Source organism: Burkholderia sp. USMB20 (assembly GCF_000949135.2).
In the GTDB taxonomy this organism is placed as follows: Bacteria; Pseudomonadota; Gammaproteobacteria; order Burkholderiales; family Burkholderiaceae; genus Burkholderia.
This window is the reverse complement of sequence record NZ_JTAN02000013.1, coordinates 177,858-199,057: the sequence shown is the minus strand read 5'-3', so window position 1 is coordinate 199,057 and position 21,200 is coordinate 177,858. Positions and strand designations below refer to the sequence as shown.

18 protein-coding genes, 1 tRNA gene and 1 pseudogene are annotated in these 21,200 nt (G+C 65.7%); 5 read left to right on the top strand and 15 right to left on the bottom strand.

Annotated elements, in window-relative coordinates; all coding sequences use genetic code 11:
* Window positions 1-9 precede the first annotated feature (9 nt).
* The 11 genes from PL79_RS18245 to PL79_RS18185 form a co-directional block, all read right to left on the bottom strand.
* A complete protein-coding gene (locus PL79_RS18245; protein ID WP_044847966.1) occupies window positions 10-1,053 on the bottom strand; it encodes a microcin C ABC transporter permease YejB in 1,044 nt (347 codons plus the stop codon).
* Window positions 1,054-1,105: 52 nt separating this feature from the next.
* On the bottom strand, window positions 1,106-2,989 hold the full coding sequence (locus PL79_RS18240; RefSeq protein WP_044847967.1) for an extracellular solute-binding protein: 1,884 nt from the start codon (window positions 2,987-2,989) through the stop codon (window positions 1,106-1,108).
* Between the two features lie 214 nt (window positions 2,990-3,203).
* Entirely contained in the window at window positions 3,204-3,560 is a 357-nt protein-coding gene (locus PL79_RS18235; RefSeq protein ID WP_044848002.1) for a hypothetical protein, read from the bottom strand.
* Between the two features lie 323 nt (window positions 3,561-3,883).
* Window positions 3,884-4,216, bottom strand: coding sequence for a cytochrome o ubiquinol oxidase subunit IV (gene cyoD / locus PL79_RS18230; RefSeq protein WP_011352504.1), 333 nt, complete (start codon window positions 4,214-4,216; stop codon window positions 3,884-3,886).
* Window positions 4,217-4,825, bottom strand: a complete 609-nt coding sequence (gene cyoC, locus PL79_RS18225) for a cytochrome o ubiquinol oxidase subunit III (RefSeq protein ID WP_044847968.1) — start codon at window positions 4,823-4,825, stop codon at window positions 4,217-4,219.
* Window positions 4,825-6,831, bottom strand: a complete 2,007-nt coding sequence (gene cyoB / locus PL79_RS18220; protein WP_044847969.1) for a cytochrome o ubiquinol oxidase subunit I — start codon at window positions 6,829-6,831, stop codon at window positions 4,825-4,827. The genes cyoC and cyoB overlap by 1 nt, the downstream gene beginning before the upstream one ends.
* Window positions 6,832-6,834: 3 nt before the next feature.
* Window positions 6,835-7,722 carry a ubiquinol oxidase subunit II gene (cyoA, locus tag PL79_RS18215; protein ID WP_044847970.1) on the bottom strand — a complete coding sequence of 296 codons (888 nt, stop codon included), beginning with the start codon at window positions 7,720-7,722 and terminating at the stop codon, window positions 6,835-6,837.
* A gap of 321 nt (window positions 7,723-8,043) precedes the next feature.
* A complete protein-coding gene (locus PL79_RS18205) occupies window positions 8,044-9,573 on the bottom strand; it encodes a complex I subunit 4 family protein (RefSeq protein WP_044847971.1) in 1,530 nt (509 codons plus the stop codon).
* A 450-nt stretch (window positions 9,574-10,023) separates the two neighbouring features.
* The gene (locus PL79_RS18195) at window positions 10,024-11,397 is read right to left on the bottom strand and encodes a hypothetical protein (RefSeq protein ID WP_044847972.1); all 1,374 of its coding nucleotides are present in this window, start codon (window positions 11,395-11,397) and stop codon (window positions 10,024-10,026) included.
* Between the two features lie 184 nt (window positions 11,398-11,581).
* Window positions 11,582-11,675, bottom strand: a tRNA-Ser gene (locus PL79_RS18190).
* Between the two features lie 111 nt (window positions 11,676-11,786).
* Window positions 11,787-13,040, bottom strand: a complete 1,254-nt coding sequence (locus PL79_RS18185) for an aspartate kinase (protein WP_040144529.1) — start codon at window positions 13,038-13,040, stop codon at window positions 11,787-11,789.
* Between PL79_RS18185 and PL79_RS37200 the strand changes: the two are divergent.
* Window positions 13,023-13,260: pseudogene (locus PL79_RS37200) on the top strand (hypothetical protein); the annotation flags it as partial. The gene PL79_RS18185 and the pseudogene PL79_RS37200 sit on opposite strands and share 18 nt — an antisense overlap.
* Window positions 13,261-13,382: 122 nt before the next feature.
* Here the strand turns inward: PL79_RS37200 and tilS are convergent.
* The 4 genes from tilS to cysS form a co-directional block, all read right to left on the bottom strand.
* On the bottom strand, window positions 13,383-14,789 hold the full coding sequence (tilS, locus tag PL79_RS18180; protein WP_044847973.1) for a tRNA lysidine(34) synthetase TilS: 1,407 nt from the start codon (window positions 14,787-14,789) through the stop codon (window positions 13,383-13,385).
* A 43-nt stretch (window positions 14,790-14,832) separates the two neighbouring features.
* The gene (locus PL79_RS18175; RefSeq protein WP_006478433.1) at window positions 14,833-15,804 is read right to left on the bottom strand and encodes an acetyl-CoA carboxylase carboxyltransferase subunit alpha; all 972 of its coding nucleotides are present in this window, start codon (window positions 15,802-15,804) and stop codon (window positions 14,833-14,835) included.
* 99 nt (window positions 15,805-15,903) lie between these two features.
* Entirely contained in the window at window positions 15,904-16,773 is an 870-nt protein-coding gene (locus PL79_RS18170) for a DNA-3-methyladenine glycosylase family protein (RefSeq protein WP_044847974.1), read from the bottom strand.
* Between the two features lie 43 nt (window positions 16,774-16,816).
* On the bottom strand, window positions 16,817-18,214 hold the full coding sequence (cysS, locus tag PL79_RS18165) for a cysteine--tRNA ligase (RefSeq protein ID WP_044847975.1): 1,398 nt from the start codon (window positions 18,212-18,214) through the stop codon (window positions 16,817-16,819).
* A gap of 234 nt (window positions 18,215-18,448) precedes the next feature.
* Between cysS and PL79_RS18155 the strand changes: the two genes are divergently transcribed.
* From PL79_RS18155 to PL79_RS18140, 4 genes are all read left to right on the top strand, one after another.
* Window positions 18,449-19,171, top strand: a complete 723-nt coding sequence (locus PL79_RS18155; protein ID WP_044847976.1) for a tetratricopeptide repeat protein — start codon at window positions 18,449-18,451, stop codon at window positions 19,169-19,171.
* A 39-nt stretch (window positions 19,172-19,210) separates the two neighbouring features.
* Window positions 19,211-19,786 (top strand): peptidylprolyl isomerase, encoded by a 576-nt coding sequence (locus PL79_RS18150; protein ID WP_012364186.1) that lies wholly within the window; start codon window positions 19,211-19,213, stop codon window positions 19,784-19,786.
* An 88-nt stretch (window positions 19,787-19,874) separates the two neighbouring features.
* Window positions 19,875-20,366 (top strand): peptidylprolyl isomerase, encoded by a 492-nt coding sequence (locus tag PL79_RS18145; protein ID WP_006483987.1) that lies wholly within the window; start codon window positions 19,875-19,877, stop codon window positions 20,364-20,366.
* Window positions 20,367-20,392: 26 nt separating this feature from the next.
* Window positions 20,393-21,193 (top strand): UDP-2,3-diacylglucosamine diphosphatase, encoded by an 801-nt coding sequence (locus tag PL79_RS18140; RefSeq protein WP_044847977.1) that lies wholly within the window; start codon window positions 20,393-20,395, stop codon window positions 21,191-21,193.
* Window positions 21,194-21,200 lie beyond the last annotated feature (7 nt).

Below are 21,200 nucleotides of genomic sequence, written 5' to 3'. Positions count from 1 at the left end.
GGTTTCATGTCAGCGCTCCAGGTTGTCGAATTGAATGCGCGGGTCGACCCACACATAGCAGAGATCCGAGATCAGCTTGGTCGCGAGCCCGATCAGCGTGAACAGGTACAGCGTGCCGAGCACGACCGGATAGTCGCGCCGCACGACCGACTCGTACGACAAGAGCCCGAGGCCGTCGAGCGAGAACAGCGTCTCGATCAGCAGGCTGCCCGTGAAGAACGCGCCGATGAACGCGGCCGGAAACCCGACGATCAGCGGCAGCATCGCGTTGCGGAACACGTGCTTCCACAGCACGGTGCGCTCGGCGAGCCCTTTCGCGCGCGCGGTCAGCACGTACTGCTTGCGGATTTCGTCGAGGAACGCGTTCTTCGTGAGCATCGTGACGACCGCGAAGCTGCCGACGACCGACGCCGTGATCGGCAGCGCGATGTGCCACAGATAATCGAGCACCTTGCCGGCGAGCGACAGCTGGGCGAAGTTGTCCGACGTGAGCCCGCGCAGCGGGAACAGCTGCCAGAACGAGCCGCCGCCGAACAGCACGAGCAGCAGCACGCCGAGCACGAAGCCCGGAATCGCATAGCCGACCAGCACGACGAGGCTCGTCGCGACATCGAACGGCGAGCCGTTGCGCACGGCCTTCGCGATGCCGAGCGGCACGGAGATCAGGTAGGTGACGAAGAACGTCCACAGCCCGATGCTGATCGACACCGGCAGCTTCTGCACGACCAGCGACCACACGCTCTGGTGGCGGAAGTAGCTGTCGCCGAGATCGAAGCGCGCGAAACGCTTCAGCATCAGCCAGTAACGCTCGAGCGGCGGCTTGTCGAAGCCGTACAGCGCCTTGAGCTGCGCGAGCTGCTGCGCGTCGACGCCGGTGTGCGCGCGCATTCCGAACGGCGCCGCGCCCTGCTCCGTCGCGCCCTTGCGCAGTTCCTGCACGGCCTGTTCGACCGGGCCGCCCGGCACGAACTGGATCACCGCGAACGTGAGCGTGAGCACGCCGACGAGCGTCGGGATCATCAGCAGCAGGCGTTTGAGGATGTAGCTCCACATAGGGCGTCGACTCGCGATCGATAGGCTGGGTTGAACGAAGGGCCGGCAGGCTTCAGTGATCGGGCTTGGCCCACCAGGTCGATACGACCCAGCCCTCGGCCGAATAGTACAGCGGCAGCGTTTGCGGATAGCCGAGCGTGCGCTTGTATGCGATCCGATGCGTGGTGCTGTACCACTGCGGAACCGCGTAATAGCCGTGCATCAGCACGCGGTCGAGCGCATGCGTCGCGTCGAGCAGGTCCTCGCGCGTCTGCGCGGCGCCGAGCGCATGCAGCAGCGCGTCGACTGCCGGCGACTTCAGGCCGATGATGTTGTCGGAGCCCGGTTCGTCCGCGAACTTGCTGCCGTAGCGCGAGAACTGCTCGGCGCCCGGCACCTGCACACCCGGCAGGCGAACCGTCGTCATGTCGTAGTCGAACGCGTCGAGGCGCTTCTGCAGCAGCGCGTAATCGGCCGTGCGAAAACGCGCGTCGATGCCGAGCTTCGCGAGGTTGCGCTGGTAGGCGGTCACGACGCCTTCCATCGCCGCGCCCGAATCGTCGAGGATCTCGAACGTGAACGGCTCGCTCTGCGCGTTGCGCAACGCGCCGTCGCGGTAGGTCCAGCCGGCCTGCGCGAGCAGCGCGCGCGCCTTCAGCAGGTTCGCGCGCAGCGAGCCCGGCGGGTTCGTGTTCGGCTGCGTGACCATCGGGCCGAACACGGCCGGGTCGAGTTGCGTGCGCAACGGCTCCAGCAGCTTCAGTTCGCCCGGGCCCGGCGTACCGGTCGCCTGCAGGTCGGTATCGGCGAAATAGCTGTCGAGGCGCGTGTACGCGCTATAGAACAACTGGCGGTTCAGCCATTCGAAGTCGAACGCGAGATCGAGCGCCTGGCGCACGCGCACGTCGCGAAACAGCGGCCGGCGCAGGTTCATGAAGAAGCCCTGCATGCCCGCGCCATTGTGCTGGCGGAACTCGCGCTTGACGAGCTCGCCGCTGTCGAAGCGCTTGCCGACGTCGCGCCGCGTCCAGTTGCGCGCGATGTATTCGACCAGCACGTCGTACTCGCCGGCCTTGAACGCCTCGAGCCGCGCGACGCCGTCGCCGTAGAGCTTGTAGACGATCCGCTCGAAGTTGTCGGTGCCGACCCGCACCGGCAGGTCGGCGCCCCAGTACGCGGGATTGCGCCGATAGGTAATCGTGCGGCCGTTGTCGTAGCGCTCGATCAGGTACGGGCCGCTGCCGATCGGCTGTTCGAACGCGAGCTGGTCGAACGGAATCCGCGAACCGTCCGCGCGCAGCCCCCACTTGCGCGAGAACACCGGCACGCCGCCGGCGATCAGCGGCAGCTCGCGGTTCGTGCTGCGGAACTCGAAACGCACGGTCGCGGGATCGACCACCACCGCCTTCGCGATCTCGGCGAAATACGCGCCGAACTGCGGTGCGGCCTGCTTGCTCTTCAGCGTGTCGAACGAAAACCTGACGTCGTCGGCCGTGACCGGATCGCCGTTCGAAAAGCGCGCGCGCGGGTTCAGGTGAAACGTGACCGAGCGGCGGTCCGGCGCGATCGCGATGTCGTCGGCGAGCAGCCCGTAGGCGGATGCCGGTTCGTCCATGCTGCCGGTCGCGAGGCTCTCGAACAGCAGGTCGATGCCCGGCGCGGGGTTGCCGCGCATCGTGAACGGATTGAACTTGTCGAACGACGTGAGCCGGCTCGGGTTCGCGAGCACGAGCGTGCCGCCCTTCGGCGCGTCGGGGTTCACGTAGTCGAAATGCCTGAAGCCCGGCGGATATTTCGGCTCGCCGTACTGCGCGATCGCATAGGCCGCGTGCGCGGCGGTTGCAGCCAGTACCGCCTGGAGTGCCCATGCTGCCGCCGTGCGGCCGGCGGCCCGTACCGCATGCGCGGCGCCGAAGCGGATGCGGGTGGCGGCGGTCCGGGGCGAACCTTTCGTCATAGAGGCCCTGTCGGTCGATTGAGGGATGGAACGTGGGTCGATTCTACCCATTCAATTCGACGTCGAGCCAACTTGCGGGTTTTCGCGCACGGCACCGGCGCGTTGCGGCTACCGCGTGCGACTCGCACCGGCAAAGAAAAACCGCCCGGTGTTCAGTTCACACGGGCGGTTTTCCTTCGAGGCGCGCACGCATCGCGCGTGCGCCGCAGATCGCTCAGCGCCAGCCGTTGTGACGGCCGTTGTCCCAGTGACCGCGATCGCCGTGCCAGCCGCGGCCATGATGGCGATACCACTCGTCGCGGCCCCAGTAGCGGCGGCCGTCCCAGTAGCGATCGCCGTGCCAGCCGATCACGATCGCCGGGGCCGGCGCGTAGACGGGCGCCGGCGCATACACGGGCGCCGGCTGGTAGACGACCGGCGGAGGCGGCGGCGCATACACGGGCGCGGGTGCGACGTAGACCGGAGCCGGCACGCCGACGTTGATCCCGACATTGACTCCCGCCATTGCTGCGCCCGACACGAGCAAGGCCGTCATACCGGTCAAGAGCGAGGCAATACGCAAAGTCTTCATGGATTCCTCTTCGAGTTGTTTCATGTGTGATTCGACTATAACGGCACGCACAGTCTGCGCATATTTCAAGTTTGTAAGAACTGATGCGCTGCATCGCACGTGGAAGCGTCCGCTAACGTCTTGTAACAATTGACGCGCTGCCGCGACGTCCGTTCCGCCGTTTCCTGAAACATCTTTCAACCTGGCCCGCGTCCGGCGTCGAGCGACGCCACGCACACCGCGCGGCCACAATGACAAAGGCGGCACTCACGTGCCGCCTTTGATGCATGAATGCGCATGGAGATCGTCCGCTGCGCCGCGATGCCGCTCAGCCGCTCACGGGCTCAGCGCGACATCATGTTCATGCTGACGTTGTGCATCACCCACAGCGTGCCGACGATCAGGATCGCCGCCGTCAGCACGGTGTAGCTGAACGCCATCACGTTCCAGCGCTGGCCGGACGAACCGTTCATGTGCAGGAAGTACACGAGGTGCACGACGATCTGCACGAATGCGAGCACGGCGAGCGCGATCAGCGATGCGTGCGGCGACAGCACGCCGCCCATCACGAGGCCGAACGACGCGGCCGTGAGCAGCACCGACAGGATGAAACCGGCGACATAGCCGCCGACGCTGCCGTGCCCTTCTTCGAGTTGCGACGAATGCGAATGGGCCATTTAGATCACGCTCGCGAGATAGACAAAGGAAAACACGCAGATCCACACGATGTCGAGGAAGTGCCAGAAGAGGCTCAGGCACGTCAGACGCCGCAGGTCGCGATCGGTCAGGTCGCCGCCGCGCAGCACGATCTGCCCGGCGAGCACGATCATCCACACGAGGCCGGCCGTCACGTGCAGCCCGTGCGTGCCGACCAGCGTGAAGAACGCCGACAGGAACGCGCTGCGCTGCGGGCCCGCGCCTTCCGCGATCAGGTGCGAGAACTCGCGCAGCTCCATCGCGAGGAACGCCGCGCCGAGCACGAACGTCACCGCGAGCCACGCGAGCAGCGCGCCGCGCCGCTGCTTGTACGCGGCCAGCATCGCGAAGCCGTAGGTAATGCTCGACAGCAGCAGCGCGGCGGTTTCCACCGCGACGCCCGGAATGTCGAACAGGTCCTTCGCGGTCGGACCGCCCGCGTACTGGTTGCCGAGCACCGCGAACGTCGCGAACAGCGCCGCGAAGATCACGCAGTCGGTCATCAGGTACAGCCAGAAGCCGAACACCGAGTGCGACGGCGGATGGTCGTCGTGCTCGAGCAGGGTTGCGCTCAGGGTTTTCTGCAACATCAGTTGGCCTCCAGTTCCACGTCGTCGACACGCGTGGCCACGCGCGCCGCCGGTTGCTTCTCTTCGATCCTGCGCACCTTCGACGCCGGGATGTAGTAGCCGTCGTTGTCACGCGAGCTGTAGACCACGAGCGTCGCGACGATGCCGACCAGGCCGCCGATCGCCATCCACCAGATGTGCCACACCAGCGCGAAGCCGAGCACCAGGCTGAAGACCGCGACCACGAGACCCGCGCACGTATTCGACGGCATGTGGATGTCGCGGATCGCCGCCGGGTTCGGCCGGCCGTCGCCGCGTGCCTTCATGTCGGCGTACGCGTCGAGCGTGCGCACCTGCGGGATCACCGCGAAGTTGTACTCGGCCGGCGGCGACGAGGTCGCCCATTCCAGCGTGCGGCCGCCCCACGGGTCGCCCGTGGTGTCGCGATATGCCGGCAGGTTGCGGTTGCGGATGCTGACGACCAGTTGCAGCAGCTGGCATGCGATGCCGATCGCGATCAGCACGGCGCCGAATGCGGCGACCAGCAGCCACGGATGCCACGCCGGATTGTCGTAGTGGTTCAGGCGCCGCGTCATGCCCATGAAGCCGAGCACGTAGAGCGGCACGAACGCGACGTAGAAGCCGACCTGCCAGAACCAGAACGCGGCCTTGCCGAGCTTCTCGTTCAGCTTGAAGCCGAACGCCTTCGGGAACCAGTAGTTGAAGCCCGCGAGATAGCCGAACAGCACGCCGCCGATGATCACGTTGTGGAAGTGCGCGATCAGGAACAGGCTGTTGTGCAGCACGAAGTCCGCGCCCGGGATCGCCATCATCACGCCGGTCATGCCGCCGAGCGTGAACGTGACCATGAAGCCGATCGTCCACAGCACCGGCGTCGTGAATTCGATCCGGCCGCGGTACATCGTAAACAGCCAGTTGAACACCTTCACGCCGGTCGGGATCGCGATGATCATCGTCATGATGCCGAAGAACGCATTCACGTTCGCACCGGAGCCCATCGTGAAGAAGTGATGCAGCCACACGAGGAACGACAGCACCATGATCGCGCAGGTCGCGTACACCATCGTCTTGTAGCCGAACAACGGCTTCTTCGAGAACGTCGCGATGACTTCCGAGAAGATGCCGAACGCCGGCAGGATCAGGATGTACACCTCCGGATGGCCCCACGCCCAGATCAGGTTCAGGTACAGCATCGCGTTGCCGCCGGCTTCGTTCGTGAAGAAGTGCATGCCGAGGTAGCGGTCGAGGCCGAGCAGTGCGAGCGTCGCGGTCAGGATCGGGAACGACGCCATGATCAGCACGTTCGTGCAGAGGGCCGTCCACGTGAACACCGGCATCTTCATCAGCGTCATGCCCGGCGCGCGCATCTTGATGATCGTCACGAAGAAGTTCACGCCGGTCAGCAGCGTGCCGACACCCGAAATCTGCAGCGCCCACAGGTAATAGTCGACCCCTACCCCCGGGCTGAACTGCAGCTCCGACAGCGGCGGATACGCGAGCCAGCCCGTCTGCGCGAACTCGCCGATCACGAGCGAGATGTTGATCAGGATCGCGCTGACCGCCGTCATCCAGAACGACAGCGAGTTGATGAACGGAAACGCGACGTCGCGCGCGCCGATCTGCAGCGGCACGACGAGGTTCATCAGGCCGACCATGAACACCATCGCCATGAAGAAGATCATGATCACGCCATGTGCCGTGAAGATCTGGTCGTAGTGGTGCGGCGGCAGGTAGCCGGGCGCGTTGTACGCGAGCGCAAGCTGCATGCGCATCATGATCGCGTCGGCGAAGCCGCGCAGCAGCATGATCAGCGCGACGATGATGTACATCACGCCGAGTTTCTTGTGGTCGACCGTCGTCAGCCATTCCGTCCACAGCCACTTCCAGCGGCCGGTGATCGTCAGTGCGGCGAGAATGCCCAGCACGACCAGCCCCATGAAGGCGCCTGCCACCATGATGATGGGCTGATCGAACGGGATCGCCGCCAGTGTGAGTTTGCCGAACATGCGTTACCCCTTCGTGCCGCAGGCGGCGTCCTTCAGATCGAGGACGTGGCCATCGTTGTATTTCGCGATGATGTTGTGGAAGAGCCGCGGATCCACCGACGAGAAGTAGCGCACGGGCGCCTTCTCGCTCGGCTGCGCGACGGTGCCGTACACGGTCGCGTCGAGCCGGTCGGGCGACGCCTTGACCTTCTGCACCCACGCGTCGAACTGTTCGCGCGGCTCGGCGAGCGTGCGGAACTTCATGTCGGAGAAGCCGCGGCCGCTGAAGTTGGCGGACGTGCCCGCGTAGTCGCCGGCTTCGTCGGCGATCAGGTGCAGGCGCGTCTGCATGCCGGCCATCGCGTAGACCTGGCCGCCGAGCTGCGGAATGAAGAACGAGTTCATCACCGAATCCGACGTGATGCGGAAATTCACCGGCGTGCCGACCGGAATCGCGAGCTGGTTCACCGACGCGATGCCGAGTTCCGGATAGATGAACAGCCACTTCCAGTCGAGCGCGACGACCTCGACGTCGATCGGCTTCACCGACGACTCGAGCGGCTTGTACGGATCGAGTTCGTGCGTGGTTTTCCACGTGAGCACGCCGAGGAACAGGATGATCAGCGTCGGCACCGTCCAGATCACGACCTCGATCGCGGTCGAGTGCGACCAGTTCGGCGCATAGGCGGCGTTGCGGTTCGATGCGCGGTAACGCCACGCGAACCACAGCGTGAGCAGGATCACCGGCACGACGACGATCAGCATCGCCCATGTCGAGGTCGCGATCAGCGCCTTTTCGGCGGCCCCGACGCTTCCTTTCGGATTTAGTACATCTAAATTACAGCCTGACAGGCTCAGCGCCGCGCCGATCGATATCAGCGCCGTCCAGCCTTTTGAAGCTCTTCTTTTCATCACACAGCCCGAGGGTCATTGAATCCGTTGCGTTTGCCCGATGCGCATTCGATCCACGAAAGTGGCCGAATCATACGTCGCGCGGGCGCGGCGAAAAACCGGTGGGTGCGACAAATCATCATTGCAAAATCCGCAGTGAGACAGATTGTCGCGGGGCAATTTCACGCAGCCGGGAGGCGGCCGCGGGCCTCACGCCGAGGGCCTTGAGACGGCCGAAATCGGCGGAAGCCGCGGGCTCGTGTCCGCCCTGCCCCGATGAATGCGCGCGCAACGATGTCCGCATCGGCACGCGATGCGGACATCGTGCGCGGCGTCACGCGCTCAGCCGTGCGCCGCGGCCATGTACGCCGGCTGCGCCGGTGCGCCGCCATCGCCGGCCGGCAGCTTCGAACGGCTCGCTTCCTCGATCAGCCGTGCGACGGTCGGATCGATCGCATCGGTGAACGGCTTCGGATCGACGCCCACCATCAGCACGATCAGCGCGAGCGACGCGAACATCACGATCTCGCGGCGGCTCAGGTCGGCGAGCTTCGCGATACGCGGACCCGCGATCTTGCCGAACACGACGCGCTTGACCATCCACAGCGTGTACGACGCGCTGAGGATCAGCGTGAGCGCCGCGATCGCGCCGATCCAGAAGTTGACGCGGATCGCGCCCATGATGACCATGAACTCGCCGACGAAACCCGACGTGCCCGGCAGGCCGACGTTGGCCATCGCGAACAGCAGCGCGAACGTCGCGAAGCGCGGCATCACGCCCGCCACGCCGCCGTACGCGGCAATCTCGCGCTGCTTCGTGCGATCGACCAGCACGCTCACGCACAGCAGCATCGCGCCCGCGACGAAGCCGTACGACACGAGCTGCACGATCGCGCCTTCGACGCCGATCTGGTTGAACAGGAACAGCCCGAGCGTGACGATCCCCATGTGCGCGACCGTCGAATACGCGAGCAGCTTGCCGAGATCGGTCTGCGCGAGCGCGATCAGGCTCGCGTAGACGATCGCGAACAGCGACAGCGCGATCACGGCCGGCGCGAAGAAGTGGCTCGCGTCCGGCGTGATCGGCAGCGCGAAGCGCAGGAAGCCGTAGCCGCCGAGCTTGAGCATCGCGAGCATCAGCGCGGCACCCGTCGGGCCGTCCGTGTAGACGTCGCGCAGCCACGTATGAACCGGCCACATCGGCACCTTGACCGCGAACGCGGCGAAGAAGCCGAGGAACACCAGCAGCTGCGGCGCGAAGCCGAGCTGCAGCGTGCGCCATGCGTTCATGTCGAACGTATGCGACTTCGCATACAGGTACAGCATCGCCATCAGCAGCAACAGCGAACCCGCGAACGAGATGAAGAAGAACTTCACGGCCGCGTAGACGCGATGCTCCCTGCCCCACGTGCCGATCAGCAGGTACAGCGGAATCAGCGTCGCCTCGAAGAAGATGAAGAACAGCAGCCCGTCCTGCGCGACGAACACGCCGACCATCAGCCCCGACAGGATCAGGAACGACGCGTAGTACTGCGCGACCCGCACCGTCACCGCTTCCCACGACGCAATCACGACGACGAGCGTCGTGAAGGCGGTCAGCACCACGAGCCACAGCGACGCGCCGTCGATCCCGACACGCCAGCCGGCGTTGAAGGCCGCCAGCCAGTTGCGGGTTTCGGCGAACTGCATCGCGGCCGAGTGCGAATCGAAACCGGTGACGAGCGGAACGACGGCGGCCAGCCCCGCGAGTGCGCCGACCAGCGCGATCAGCCTCGTGCGATGCGGATGACGGTCGGAACCGGTGCGCAGCAGGCACGCGCCGAACAGGATCGGAACCCAGATCGCCAGGCTCAGAAAGGGGAAATCATGCATGTCAACAGGCCTTGAGAGGGTCGCGCGCTGCATCGGAAACAGGCGAGACGAAGGAAACGAAATCAAATCGACAGATAGATTTCGCGGACCGCCAATGTTGGCAAAATGTAAAGCGGAATCAGGGCAGAGCTTGACGCCGCTCAAGCGCAATCGGGTTAACCAGCATAAGGCGAATGATTATTTTTTGCATCGCAGCAGAGGCGCCTTTCACGACGCCCGGATAGATCGCTGATTTTTATGCGTAATTTTTCGTATTGTGATGCGGCGCCGATCGCACGAATCGGTGCGATGCCGCATTTTTGGCCGGAAGACCGATTCTTCGGGGCGCAAGCGTGGAATGCGGGGAAGGATGAATGAGAGCGATTCAATCCTTACACGGATACTTTCATTTTTATTTCACCGGCCGCCGATCGCCGCGATCCGGAACACCGGGAATCGCGGCACATTCCGTCACCGTTGATGGCTCAGCCTGTCCCATACGCGCATCGTCACCGCGCGATAGTGGTTGTGTTGCGCGGGGAAATGGACGAAGCGGCTGTCGCGCGTCGCATAGACCGGCGATGACGCGAGCGACATCGCATCGACGATGTAGCGCGCGTCGATCATGCCCGCCTCCAGCAGTTCGACATAGATCGCCTGCTGGTCGCCGCCGCTCGCATAGACCGACGACCGATCGCCAATGCGCTCGATGCGCACGCATATGCGTTCGACCAGTTCGCGCATCGGCGCGACGTTGCGCACGCCGATCATGCACGAGTTGATCGCCCAGGCCGTGTGGTCGGTGCCGATCACGAAATCGCGGCCGTCGATCACGCCGTCGACCGTCTGGCGCTGGTCGATCGCGAGGATGTCGGCGTCGACCCAGAACACGAACGCGTGATCCGGCAGATGTTCGCGAATCAGGTGCAGCTTCGCCCAGTTCGCATCGACGCCGGCCGGCAGGAACGCGGGCGGTTCGCGATACGCGTGGTACGCATAGCCGTGTCGCGTGCAGTAGCGAACGAAGTTCTCTTCGTGAAGATCGCCGTAACCGGCGATGTGCGACGTGTGCAGGCTCACGAACGCAATGCTTGCATGCGGGTTCAGGTGCCGCACCGGCTCGCGCGGCCGTTCCTGCGCGGTGCGCCAGTCGTCCATCGCGCTCGGCTGCTCGCCCCGCTGGACACGCGCCGCGTCGTCGACGAGCGCGAGCACGTAGCGAAAGTCGTAGTCGGGCGTCGGCACCCATACGCCATCGATCTGCTGCCATTCGGGCGCCTGGTGCGCCACGAGCGGATGCGCGCCGACGACCGCGTCGATCGCTAGCCCGTCGCGCCATACCGTCTGGGCCGACGCGAAATGGCCGGTCGCGAGCGGCTGGTCGAACGGCAGCGGCGGGAAGTGCTCGGCAAGCAGCGTCGCCTCGCATGCGTGTTGCCGCTCGGGCAGGCGCATCGCCCACTTGCCGAGCTCGACCACCAGCTTGCGCAAGCACTCGCGCACGTCGGGCACGTTACGAAAGATCATGCCGCTCGCGGCGGGCAACGACGACTTCGAGGTCTGCGTCGTGACGATCGCGTCATAACCGTCCGCGACGGCCGGCAACGCATGCTGGCCGAACACGACCGAGAACGGATCGAGCACGAGCAGCAACGCGCCCTGCTCCATCGCGACGAGCTGCGCGATGATCGCGTGGTACTTGTGCAGCACCTGCTGGCGCTCGCCGTACACGTGCGTGCCGTCGACGATCGCGTGCCGGTAGCCGTGGGCCCGCGCGTAACGTTCGTGATTGTCGACGAGCCCGTCGACGGGACGGTGCGAAAGGATGGTCAGTACGGAATGCATGCGTGCCGGAACTCCCGATTGAGCCGCGCGAGGCGATACGCCTATTTAGCGCATGAGCGCCGCTCGAGTCGAGCATTGATTGGCTGTCCGGACGAAGCGTGGCGCCGGCGGCGCGTGCGGAAACGACGCCGGAAAAGAAAAAGCCCCGCAAGTCCGAGAACTTGCGGGGCTTTGTCACCGCTTTTGGCGGAGACGGAGGGATTCGAACCCTCGATCCAGGTTTTGGCCCAGATGCTCCCTTAGCAGGGGAGTGCCTTCGACCTCTCGGCCACGTCTCCCAAACTTTCGCTCGCACCAGGGAGGCAGTGCGACGAGAACGAGATAATATAGGGTTTCGAACCGTGCGTCAATTTCCGTGATGCATTTTCTTCAATGCATCACGAAAAAATTCACGCGGCCTGGTCGAGTTCGAATGCCTTGTGCAGCGCGCGGACGGCCAGCTCCATGTATTTCTCGTCGATCAGCACCGAAATCTTGATTTCGGACGTCGAGATCATCTGGATGTTGATGCCCTCTTCCGACAGCGTGCGGAACATCTTGCTCGCGACGCCCACGTGCGAACGCATGCCGACGCCGACGACCGACACCTTCGACACCTTCGGGTCGCCCTGCACGCGCTCGGCGCTCACATGGCCCTGCACCTGGTTGGTGAGGATGTCCATCGCCTTCTGGTAGTCGCCGCGGCCGACCGTGAACGTGAAGTCCGTCTTCCCTTCGACGCTCTGGTTCTGGATGATCATGTCGACGTCGACGTTCGCATCGGCGACCGGGCCGAGGATCTGATACGCGATGCCCGGCTTGTCGGGCACGCCCATCACCGCAATGCGTGCTTCGTCGCGCTGGAACGCGATGCCGGAAATGACTGCCTTTTCCATGGTCTCGTCTTCTTCAAAAGTAATCAGGGTGCCCGAGCGCATTTCTTCGTCGAGCGCAATCAGCGGATCGGTCAGGCTCGACAGCACGCGCGTCTTCACCTGGTATTTGCCGGCGAATTCGACCGAGCGGATCTGCAGGACCTTCGAGCCGAGGCTGGCCATTTCCAGCATTTCCTCGAACGTCACGCGATCGAGGCGTCGCGCCTCTTCGACCACGCGCGGGTCGGTCGTGTAGACGCCGTCGACGTCCGTATAGATCAGGCACTCTTCGGCATCCAGCGCGGCCGCGACCGCCACCGCCGACGTGTCCGAGCCGCCGCGGCCCAGCGTCGTGATGTGGCCGTCCGGATCGACGCCCTGGAAGCCCGTGATGATCACGACCTTGCCGGCGTTCAGATCGGCCTTCACGCGCTCGTCGTCGATCGAGTGAATGCGCGCCTTCGTGAACGCGCTGTCCGTCTTGATCGGCACTTGCCAGCCGGCATAGCTCACGGCCTCGACGCCGATTTCCTGCAGCGCGATCGACAGCAGGCCGACGCTGACCTGCTCGCCGGTCGACGCGATCATGTCGAGCTCACGCGGGCTCGGCTGGCTCGAAATCTCTTTCGCGAGACCGAGCAGACGGTTGGTTTCGCCGGACATCGCGGACGGCACGACCACCATCTGGTGCCCGGCCTGATGCCATTTTGCGACGCGTTTCGCGACGTTCTTGATGCGCTCGACCGAGCCCATCGAAGTGCCGCCGTATTTGTGTACGATGAGTGCCATTGTCGTTCTGAACTGGAGGAGAAGCCGCACGGGCGCGCTGGGCAGGCCGCGTTGCCGTTCGGTCACGCGGCTTGTGGCTGTGGACGGACGACGAGGGGGACGGCTGGGACGCAACACGCAAGCGTGACGGATTTTGCCCGGAAGGCCGATCAGGCCGCGCAAACCGGGTACGTCACGCGGAAAACCTGCACAAATCGCTCAAAAATCGAGCCGAGCAAACGACCGAGCGTACCCGATAGAGGCCCGCTTGACAAGCCGCTCGCCGGTTCGGCAAGCGTTCCGGCGCTGTTTACCAAATGGTGAAAACCGGCGCGCGATCGCGCGGCGGCAAGCGTGCCGCCGCTATGCGATCAGCAGGTCGGGACGCCACTCGATCCGGCGCCATCCGCCGTCGCCAGATAGCCCGTCGCCGTGGTTCACGCCGAGCCGCGGCACGTAGACGAGCCGGTCGCCCGCAAACAACAGCGGCACGTCGCGCTGCCAGGCCGGCACGCCGCGCTCCTGGAACAGGTTCTTCAGCGTGCGGCCCGGGCCGCCGGGCGACGTACGCAGCCGCTCGCCGCCCGCGCGGGCGCGCGCGGCGAGCGTCGCGCCGCGCAGCAGCGCCTCCGGAACCGCGCCGTCGCTGCCGGCCTCGGCCGGCGCGAACACGAACGTGCCGCGCCATGCCGGCACGCGCCAGACTTCCTGGCCGTCCCACGCGAGCGAGGATTCGGGATGCGGCGTTCCGGCGCCGTCGTCGGCCGGCTCGGCGCTGTCGCCCGCCTCCCAGTACACGGTGTCGCGATAGAGCCGCAGGCACTGCCCCGCGTGATCGACCCGCAGCGCATGCGCGTCGTGCGCGGCGCGCAGCTGCCGCATCATGTTCGCCAGCCGCCCCGCCGACGCACCGGGCAGCCCGAGCCGGCGCATCCAGAAACGCAGCAGGTTGGCGCCGCGCGTATCGTCGAACGCGACCAGCGCATCGCGCGACAGCGCGCGGCCGTCGTCGCGCGCTGCGCCGGCGAAATCCAGTTCGGCGAGATCGTCGAGCAGCCGCTGCGCGGCGGCCGCATGCTGGGCCGCGCGGCCCAGCGCATCGCGAAAACCCGGGAAATGCACGGCGAGCGCCGGCAGCACGTCGATGCGCAGCGCATTGCGCGCGTAGCGCGTGTCGCCGTTCGATTCGTCGTCGATCCACGTCAGCGCGCGCTGCGCCGCATAGCGCTCCAGTTGCGCGCGCAACAATCGCAACAGCGGCCGCACGCGCTCGACGCTTGCGCCGTCAGGCCGATAACGCGGCGCCATCGCGGCCAGGCCCGCGATCCCCGCGCCGCGCAACAGCTGAAGCAGCACGGTCTCCGCCTGGTCGTCCGCATGCTGCGCGACCCAGAGCGCGGCCACGCCGTGGCGCTCGCACATCGCGTCGAGCGCCGCATAGCGGCGCTCGCGCGCGGTCGCCTCGATGCCGAGGCCGCTGTCGCGCGGCACATCGACACGCTCCGACTCGAACGCGACGCCAAGTTGCCCGGCCGTCGCCTGCGCATGCGCGACCCATGCGTCAGCGTTCGCGCTCAGGCCGTGGTGCACGTGCAGCGCGACGCAACGCGCGGCGCCCGCCACACGCACGGCCGCGTCGAGCAGCACCGTCGAGTCGAGGCCGCCGCTGTACGCGATCGCGATGCGCGCATCGGCCGGCATCTCGGCAAGCGCAACGCCGACCGCGTCGAGGACGACGCGGTCGGCGGAGAATTCGGTCGGGGGGATCACGAGCGAGACGCGCGCCGGACGGCGCGCGATGCGAACACGCCGGTCATGCGCCGGGCGTGGTTTCCTTGAACTTGCCGTAGGCCATCAGACGCTCGAAGCGGCGCTCGCGCAGCGCATCGATGCTCATGCCCTGGAACTGGCGCAGCGAATCGGCGAGCGCACGGCGCAGCAGCGCGGCCATGCCCTTCGGATCGCGGTGCGCGCCGCCGAGCGGCTCGTTGATGATCTTGTCGATCAGGCCAAGCGCCTTCAGGCGATGCGCGGTCAGGCCCAGCGCTTCCGCGGCCTCGGGCGCCTTCGCGGCGCTCTTCCACAGAATCGACGCGCAGCCTTCCGGCGAGATCACCGAGTAGGTCGAGAACTGCAGCATCATCACGGTGTCGGCCACGGCGATCGCGAGCGCACCGCCCGAACCGCCCTCGCCGATCACGGTCGTGATGATCGGCGTCTTCAGTTCGGCCATCACGTACAGGTTGCGGCCGATCGCCTCCGACTGGCCGCGCTCTTCCGCGCCGATGCCCGGGTATGCGCCCGGCGTGTCGACGAACGTGAAGATCGGCAGCCCGAATTTCTCGGCGAGACGCATCAGCCGTTCGGCCTTGCGATAGCCTTCCGGACGCGGCATCCCGAAGTTGCGCGCGGCGCGCTCCTTCGTGTCGCGGCCCTTCTGGTGGCCGATCACCATGCACGGATGGCCGCCGAAACGCGCGAGGCCGCCGACGATCGACAGGTCGTCCGCGAACGCGCGGTCGCCATGCAGTTCGTGAAAATCGGTAAACAGTTCCGCAACGTAATCGAGCGTGTACGGACGCTGCGGATGCCGCGCGATCTGCGAGACCTGCCACGGCGACAGGTTCGCGTAGAGGTCCTTCGTCAGTTGCTGGCTTTTCTTCGACAGCCGCTCGATTTCTTCCGAAATATCGACAGCCGAGTCGTCCTGCACGAATCGCAGCTCTTCGATCTTGGCCTCGAGTTCGGCGATCGGCTGTTCGAAATCCAGAAACGTGGTCTTCATGTGTTCGAATCCTTGGGTCTTGCGGCAGCGCGTATTCTACCCGCGCGGGCGACGTGCAAAACCGGCTCTCAACTATTGATGTTTAAAACCCGATAGCCGTCAATCGGCGTCGGCGTCCGGTGCGTCGAGGCTGCGCCACATGTACCAGGTCGCGACGGTACGCCACGGCTCCCAGTTGGCGGCCACTTCACGCGCCTCGCTGCGCGTGACGGGCTCCCCGCTGAAGTAATTGACGCTGATCGCGCGGATCAGGCCCGGATCGTCGAGCGGCAGCACGTCCGGCCGCGACAGGTTGAAGATCAGGAACATCTCGGCCGTCCAGCGGCTGATGCCGCGGATCTGCGTGAGTTCCGCGATCACGTCCTCGTCGTCCATCGACGTCCATTTGTCGACGTGCAGCGCGCCCGACACGAAGTGTTGCGCGAGATCGAGAATATATTCCGTCTTGCGCTTCGACAGCCCGCACGCGATCAGCTTGTCCGCGCCGAGCCGGATGACCGGCTGCGGTGCCAGTTTCGGACACGCATCCTCGATGCGCGCCCACAGCGCCTGCGCGGACGGCACCGAGATCTGCTGGCCGACGACCGAACGCGCGAGCGTGACGAACGGGTCGCCGCGCTTCACGAGATGCGCGGGGCCGAATTTCGGGATCAGCTTCTTCAGGATGCGGTCGCGCTTGACGAGATCGGCGCTCGCTTTATCCCAGTACGCGGGACGCACGACGCCATCGGCGCCGTCGACTGCCGCATCGGCTGCCCGCACCTTGCGGGCCGCATCGGCCGCCGCCATCGCGACCTCCGGCTGCACCGCGTCCACGCCCTTCGCGCGCGCGGGCTTTGCATGACCGTTGAGCGCGCCGTTCGGCACGGCGCGCGTCGCGTCCGCCTTCGCCGCTGGCGCGCGCTTGGCTGCCGGACGCGCGGCGAGCGGAGTCGCACGCCTGACCGGCGCTTTTCTGGCCGTTGCCATCCTGCCTCCTACCTGACGGATCGGTCAGTGGAACGCATCGCGCTCATACGCGACGCCATTCGGTCGATCCGCCCGGTTTGTCTTCAAGTGCGATACCGGCGTCGAGCAGTTCCGCCCGAATCCGGTCCGCTTCGGCATAGTCCTTCGCTTGCTTCGCCGCGACACGCGCGGCGATCTTCGCTTCGATTTCGTCGGCTGCGAGCCCGCCCGCCTGCGCGGCACCGGTGCCCTGCTGCAGGAACGCGCGCGGTTCGCGGCCGAGCAGGCCCAGGAGGCCCGCCAGTTGTTTCAGTTGCCGCGCGAGCGATGCATCGCGCGTGCGATTGACTTCACCCGCCAGTTCGAACAGCGTCGCCACCGCGACCGGCGTGTTGATGTCGTCGTTCATCGCGGCCGCGAAACGCTGCGCGTGCGGCTCGTTCCAGTCGAGCGCGAGCGTGTCGGGCTCGACATCCTTCAGCGCCGTGTACAGGCGCGTGAGCGACGCGCGCGCGTCGTCGAGATGCACGTCGCTGTAGTTGAGCGGCGACCGGTAGTGCGTGCGCACGATGAAGAAGCGCATGACCTCGGCGTCGTACCGCTCGAGCACTTCGCGGATCGTGAAGAAGTTGCCGAGCGATTTCGACATCTTCTCGTTGTCGACCTGCACGAAGCCGTTGTGCATCCAGTAGTTGACGAACGTCTGGCCGGTCGCGCCCTCGCTCTGCGCGATCTCGTTCTCGTGGTGCGGGAATTGCAGATCCTGCCCGCCGCCGTGGATGTCGAAATGCTCGCCGAGCAGCGTGCAGCCCATCGCCGAGCACTCGATGTGCCAGCCCGGCCGGCCCATCCCGTACTTCGATGCCCATGACGCACCGTCGGGCTCGTCCTCCTTCGCGCGCTTCCACAGCACGAAGTCGAGCGGATCCTGCTTCGCATCGTTTGCGGCAACGCGTTCGCCCGCGCGCAGGTCGTCGAGCGACTTGCCCGACAGCTTCCCGTAGTTCGCGAACTTGCGCACCGAATAGTTGACGTCGCCGTCGCTCGCCTGGTACGCGTAGCCGTTCGCCTCGAGCTTCTCGATCATCCCGAGCATCTGCGGAATGAACTGCGTCGCGCGCGGCTCGATGTCCGGACGCTGGATGCCGAGCGCCGCCTCATCCTCGTGCATCGCGCCGATGAACCGGTCGGTCAGCGACTTGATCGTCTCGCCGTTCTCGACCGCGCGGCGGATGATCTTGTCCTCGATGTCGGTGATGTTGCGCACGTACGTGACCCGGTAGCCGATCGCACGCAGCCAGCGCTGGACGAGGTCGAACACGACCAGCATGCGCGCGTGGCCCACGTGACAATAGTCGTAGACGGTAATCCCGCATACGTACATCCGCACTTCGCCTGACTGGCGCGGCACGAAAACTTGCTTGTCACGCGCGAGCGTGTTGTAGATGCGCAGTGATTCCATAGAGATGAACCGTGAGCCGAAGGAAACCGCCCTGGCGAAGCTCGCCCAGCATGCGAAACGGACGGACCACCTGCTGCGGCTCGCCGCCGCGCGTCCTCGTTATCACATGGGGCGGTCAGGCTGCAAGCACAGCGGTGACGGCCACGAGAGGCAAAGAAAGACTGTCTGCCGCTCGCCGGAACGCGCAGACGTTTTGTTAGAATGGCTCGGAGTATAACATTCCGATTTACGCCTATGAAACCTCATCGCGGCCGCGCGCCGAGCGCTGCGACCCTCGTTGCGACCGCCGTCATGGGCGTCGCACTGACGCTGTTCGCGGCCCCCGCGGCGCATGCGCAGAAGGCCCCGGCCACCGCCGACGGCACGCCCGAAATCGACGCGTCGATCTCCGGCAAGCAATGGAAACAGGCGCTCGCGCAACTCGACGCGCGCATCGCGGCGAATCCGCACGATGTGCAGGCGCAGTTCAAGCGCGGCACCGTGCTCGCCCGCCTGAACCGCGACGACGACGCGATCCAGCAGTTCGTCGCGATCACGCAGGCCTACCCCGAACTGCCCGAACCGTACAACAACCTCGCGGCGCTCTACGCGAAGCACGGCCGCTACGACGAAGCGCGCAGCGCGCTCGTCACCGCGACGCAATCGAACCCGAGCTACTCGCTCGCTTACGAAAACCTCGGCGACCTCTATCTGCGCCTCGCGGCCGAATCGTACAAGCGCGCGCAATCGCTCGGCCGCACGAGCGGCGCGACCGCACAGCGCCTCGCCGACCTGCAGAAGATCGTGTCGCCGCCGAAGCCGGCCGCCAACGCGCGCGCCGTCACGCCGGCCACGCGCGCGTACACCGATCGCGCCGCCGCAAACGTGAGCACCACTACGCTGCCGATGTCGCCGACGTTCCAGTTCAACGGTCCGTCCGGTGCGCTGGCAGCGCCGTACGTCGCGCCGTCGCAGTAAGCGGCGCAACCTTCCCTCCCTCCCAACCTGAGGATCGCAATGAAACGTCTGTTGCTGGCGCTTGGCGGCGCCGCCCTTCTCGCGACCGCGCCCGCGTTCGCGCAATCGGCCACCGCGCACCCCGTCGTGCAGCTGAAGACCTCGCAGGGCGACATCCGTGTCGAGCTCTACCCGGAGAAGGCGCCGAAGACGGTCGCCAACTTCCTCGACTACGTGAAGGCCGGCCAGTACAACGGCACGATCTTCCATCGCGTGATCAAGGGCTTCATGATCCAGGGCGGCGGCTACAAGACCAACTTCGAGGAGAAGCCGACCCGCGCGCCGATCCCGCTGGAAAGCCGCAATGGTCTGAAGAACCTGACGGGCACGATCGCGATGGCGCGTACCAGCGATCCGAACTCGGCCACCGCGCAGTTCTTCATCAACACGGTCGACAACAGCGGCCTCGACTACCCGAACCCGGACGGCAACGGCTATGCGGTGTTCGGCAAGGTCGTGTCGGGCCTCGACGTCGTGAAGAAGATCGAAGGCGTGGCGACGACCTCGCGCGGCCCGATGCAGGACGTGCCGGCCCAGCCGGTCCTGATCGAATCGGCCAGCATCGTTTCGAAATAAGCACCTGCCGGCACGTCCGGCGCCACACGCGGCCGCGTCGCACGACCGGCCGCGTGCCATTTAAACCGCCTCACCGAAGGAATTCATCATGGTTGAACTGCACACGAACCACGGCGTGATCAAGCTCGAGCTGGACGCCGCGAAGGCACCGAAGACGGTCGAGAACTTCCTCAACTACGTGAAGAAGGGCCACTATGACGGCACGGTGTTCCACCGTGTGATCAACGGCTTCATGATTCAAGGCGGCGGCTTCGAGCCGGGCCTGAAGCAGAAGCCGACCGACGCGCCGATCGACAACGAAGCGAACAACGGCCTGAAGAACGACAACTACACGATCGCGATGGCGCGCACGAACGATCCGCACTCGGCGACCGCCCAGTTCTTCATCAACGTGAACGACAACGATTTCCTGAACCACTCGTCGCCGACGCCGCAGGGCTGGGGTTACGCCGTGTTCGGCAAGGTTGTCGAAGGCCAGGACGTGGTCGACAAGATCAAGGGCGTCAAGACGGGCAACGCGGGCTTCCACCAGGACGTCCCGACCGACGACGTCGTGATCGAAAAGGCCGTGGTGGTCTGACCCACAGCCGTTACGGAGGCACTTCGATGTTGCAGGAGAGTCCGCCGCGAAGCGTCTCCGCGGGCGTGCCGGGCGAGCGCGAATACGCGCAAGCCGCACGCCCGTTCCTGTTTCTCTCCGATCTGCACCTGAGCGAGGCGATTCCGAAGACGGTCGCCGCGTTCGAGCATTTCGTGAAATACACGGCCGACAGCGCCGACTCGGTGTTCATCCTCGGCGACCTGTTCGAATACTGGATCGGCGACGACGTGCTCGACCACGATCCGTTCGCGGCACGCATGGCCGCGCTGATGCATACGTTCTCGGAACGCGGGATCGCGCTCTACGTGATGCACGGCAACCGCGATTTCCTGCTCGGCCGGCGCTTCATGAAGGCGGCCGGCGCGATGCTGCTGCGCGACCCGGCGCTGATCACGTCGTTCGGCCAGCGCATCGTGCTCACCCACGGCGACGCGCAATGCACGGCCGATCGCGGCTATCAGATATTTCGGCGGTTTGCCCGCAATGGCGTCGCGCAGGCGCTGTTTCTCGCGTGGCCGTTCCGCTGGCGCCGCGCGCTCGCGCAACGGATGCGCTCGAACAGCGAAGCCGGCCGGATGCGCCCCGCTTCGGCGATCTACGATGTCACGCGTGAAGGTATCGCCGCGCTGTTCCGGAAGAGCCGTGCGAGCGTGATCATTCACGGCCACACGCATCGCCCCGCGCGCCACCTCGAACCGGGCGGGATTCGCTGGGTACTGCCCGACTGGGATCTCGACCACGGCATGCCGCGCGGCGGCTATTTGCGCGTCGACGCCGAAGGCATCCACGCGATGCCGCTCGACTGACGCGAGC

Coding starts and splice junctions, on each gene's coding strand:
- cyoC (WP_044847968.1), bottom strand. CDS start 4,825: ATGTTGCAGAAAACCCTGAGCGCAACCCTGCTCGAGCACGACGACCAT.
- cyoA (WP_044847970.1), bottom strand. CDS start 7,722: ATGAAAAGAAGAGCTTCAAAAGGCTGGACGGCGCTGATATCGATCGGC.
- PL79_RS18155 (WP_044847976.1), top strand. CDS start 18,449: ATGAAACCTCATCGCGGCCGCGCGCCGAGCGCTGCGACCCTCGTTGCG.
- PL79_RS18195 (WP_044847972.1), bottom strand. CDS start 11,397: ATGCATTCCGTACTGACCATCCTTTCGCACCGTCCCGTCGACGGGCTC.
- PL79_RS18175 (WP_006478433.1), bottom strand. CDS start 15,804: ATGAAGACCACGTTTCTGGATTTCGAACAGCCGATCGCCGAACTCGAG.
- PL79_RS18245 (WP_044847966.1), bottom strand. CDS start 1,053: ATGTGGAGCTACATCCTCAAACGCCTGCTGCTGATGATCCCGACGCTC.
- PL79_RS18240 (WP_044847967.1), bottom strand. CDS start 2,989: ATGACGAAAGGTTCGCCCCGGACCGCCGCCACCCGCATCCGCTTCGGC.
- cysS (WP_044847975.1), bottom strand. CDS start 18,214: ATGGAATCACTGCGCATCTACAACACGCTCGCGCGTGACAAGCAAGTT.
- PL79_RS18185 (WP_040144529.1), bottom strand. CDS start 13,040: ATGGCACTCATCGTACACAAATACGGCGGCACTTCGATGGGCTCGGTC.
- cyoB (WP_044847969.1), bottom strand. CDS start 6,831: ATGTTCGGCAAACTCACACTGGCGGCGATCCCGTTCGATCAGCCCATC.
- PL79_RS18145 (WP_006483987.1), top strand. CDS start 19,875: ATGGTTGAACTGCACACGAACCACGGCGTGATCAAGCTCGAGCTGGAC.
- PL79_RS18170 (WP_044847974.1), bottom strand. CDS start 16,773: ATGGCAACGGCCAGAAAAGCGCCGGTCAGGCGTGCGACTCCGCTCGCC.
- PL79_RS18150 (WP_012364186.1), top strand. CDS start 19,211: ATGAAACGTCTGTTGCTGGCGCTTGGCGGCGCCGCCCTTCTCGCGACC.
- PL79_RS18205 (WP_044847971.1), bottom strand. CDS start 9,573: ATGCATGATTTCCCCTTTCTGAGCCTGGCGATCTGGGTTCCGATCCTG.
- PL79_RS18140 (WP_044847977.1), top strand. CDS start 20,393: ATGTTGCAGGAGAGTCCGCCGCGAAGCGTCTCCGCGGGCGTGCCGGGC.
- cyoD (WP_011352504.1), bottom strand. CDS start 4,216: ATGGCCCATTCGCATTCGTCGCAACTCGAAGAAGGGCACGGCAGCGTC.
- PL79_RS18235 (WP_044848002.1), bottom strand. CDS start 3,560: ATGAAGACTTTGCGTATTGCCTCGCTCTTGACCGGTATGACGGCCTTG.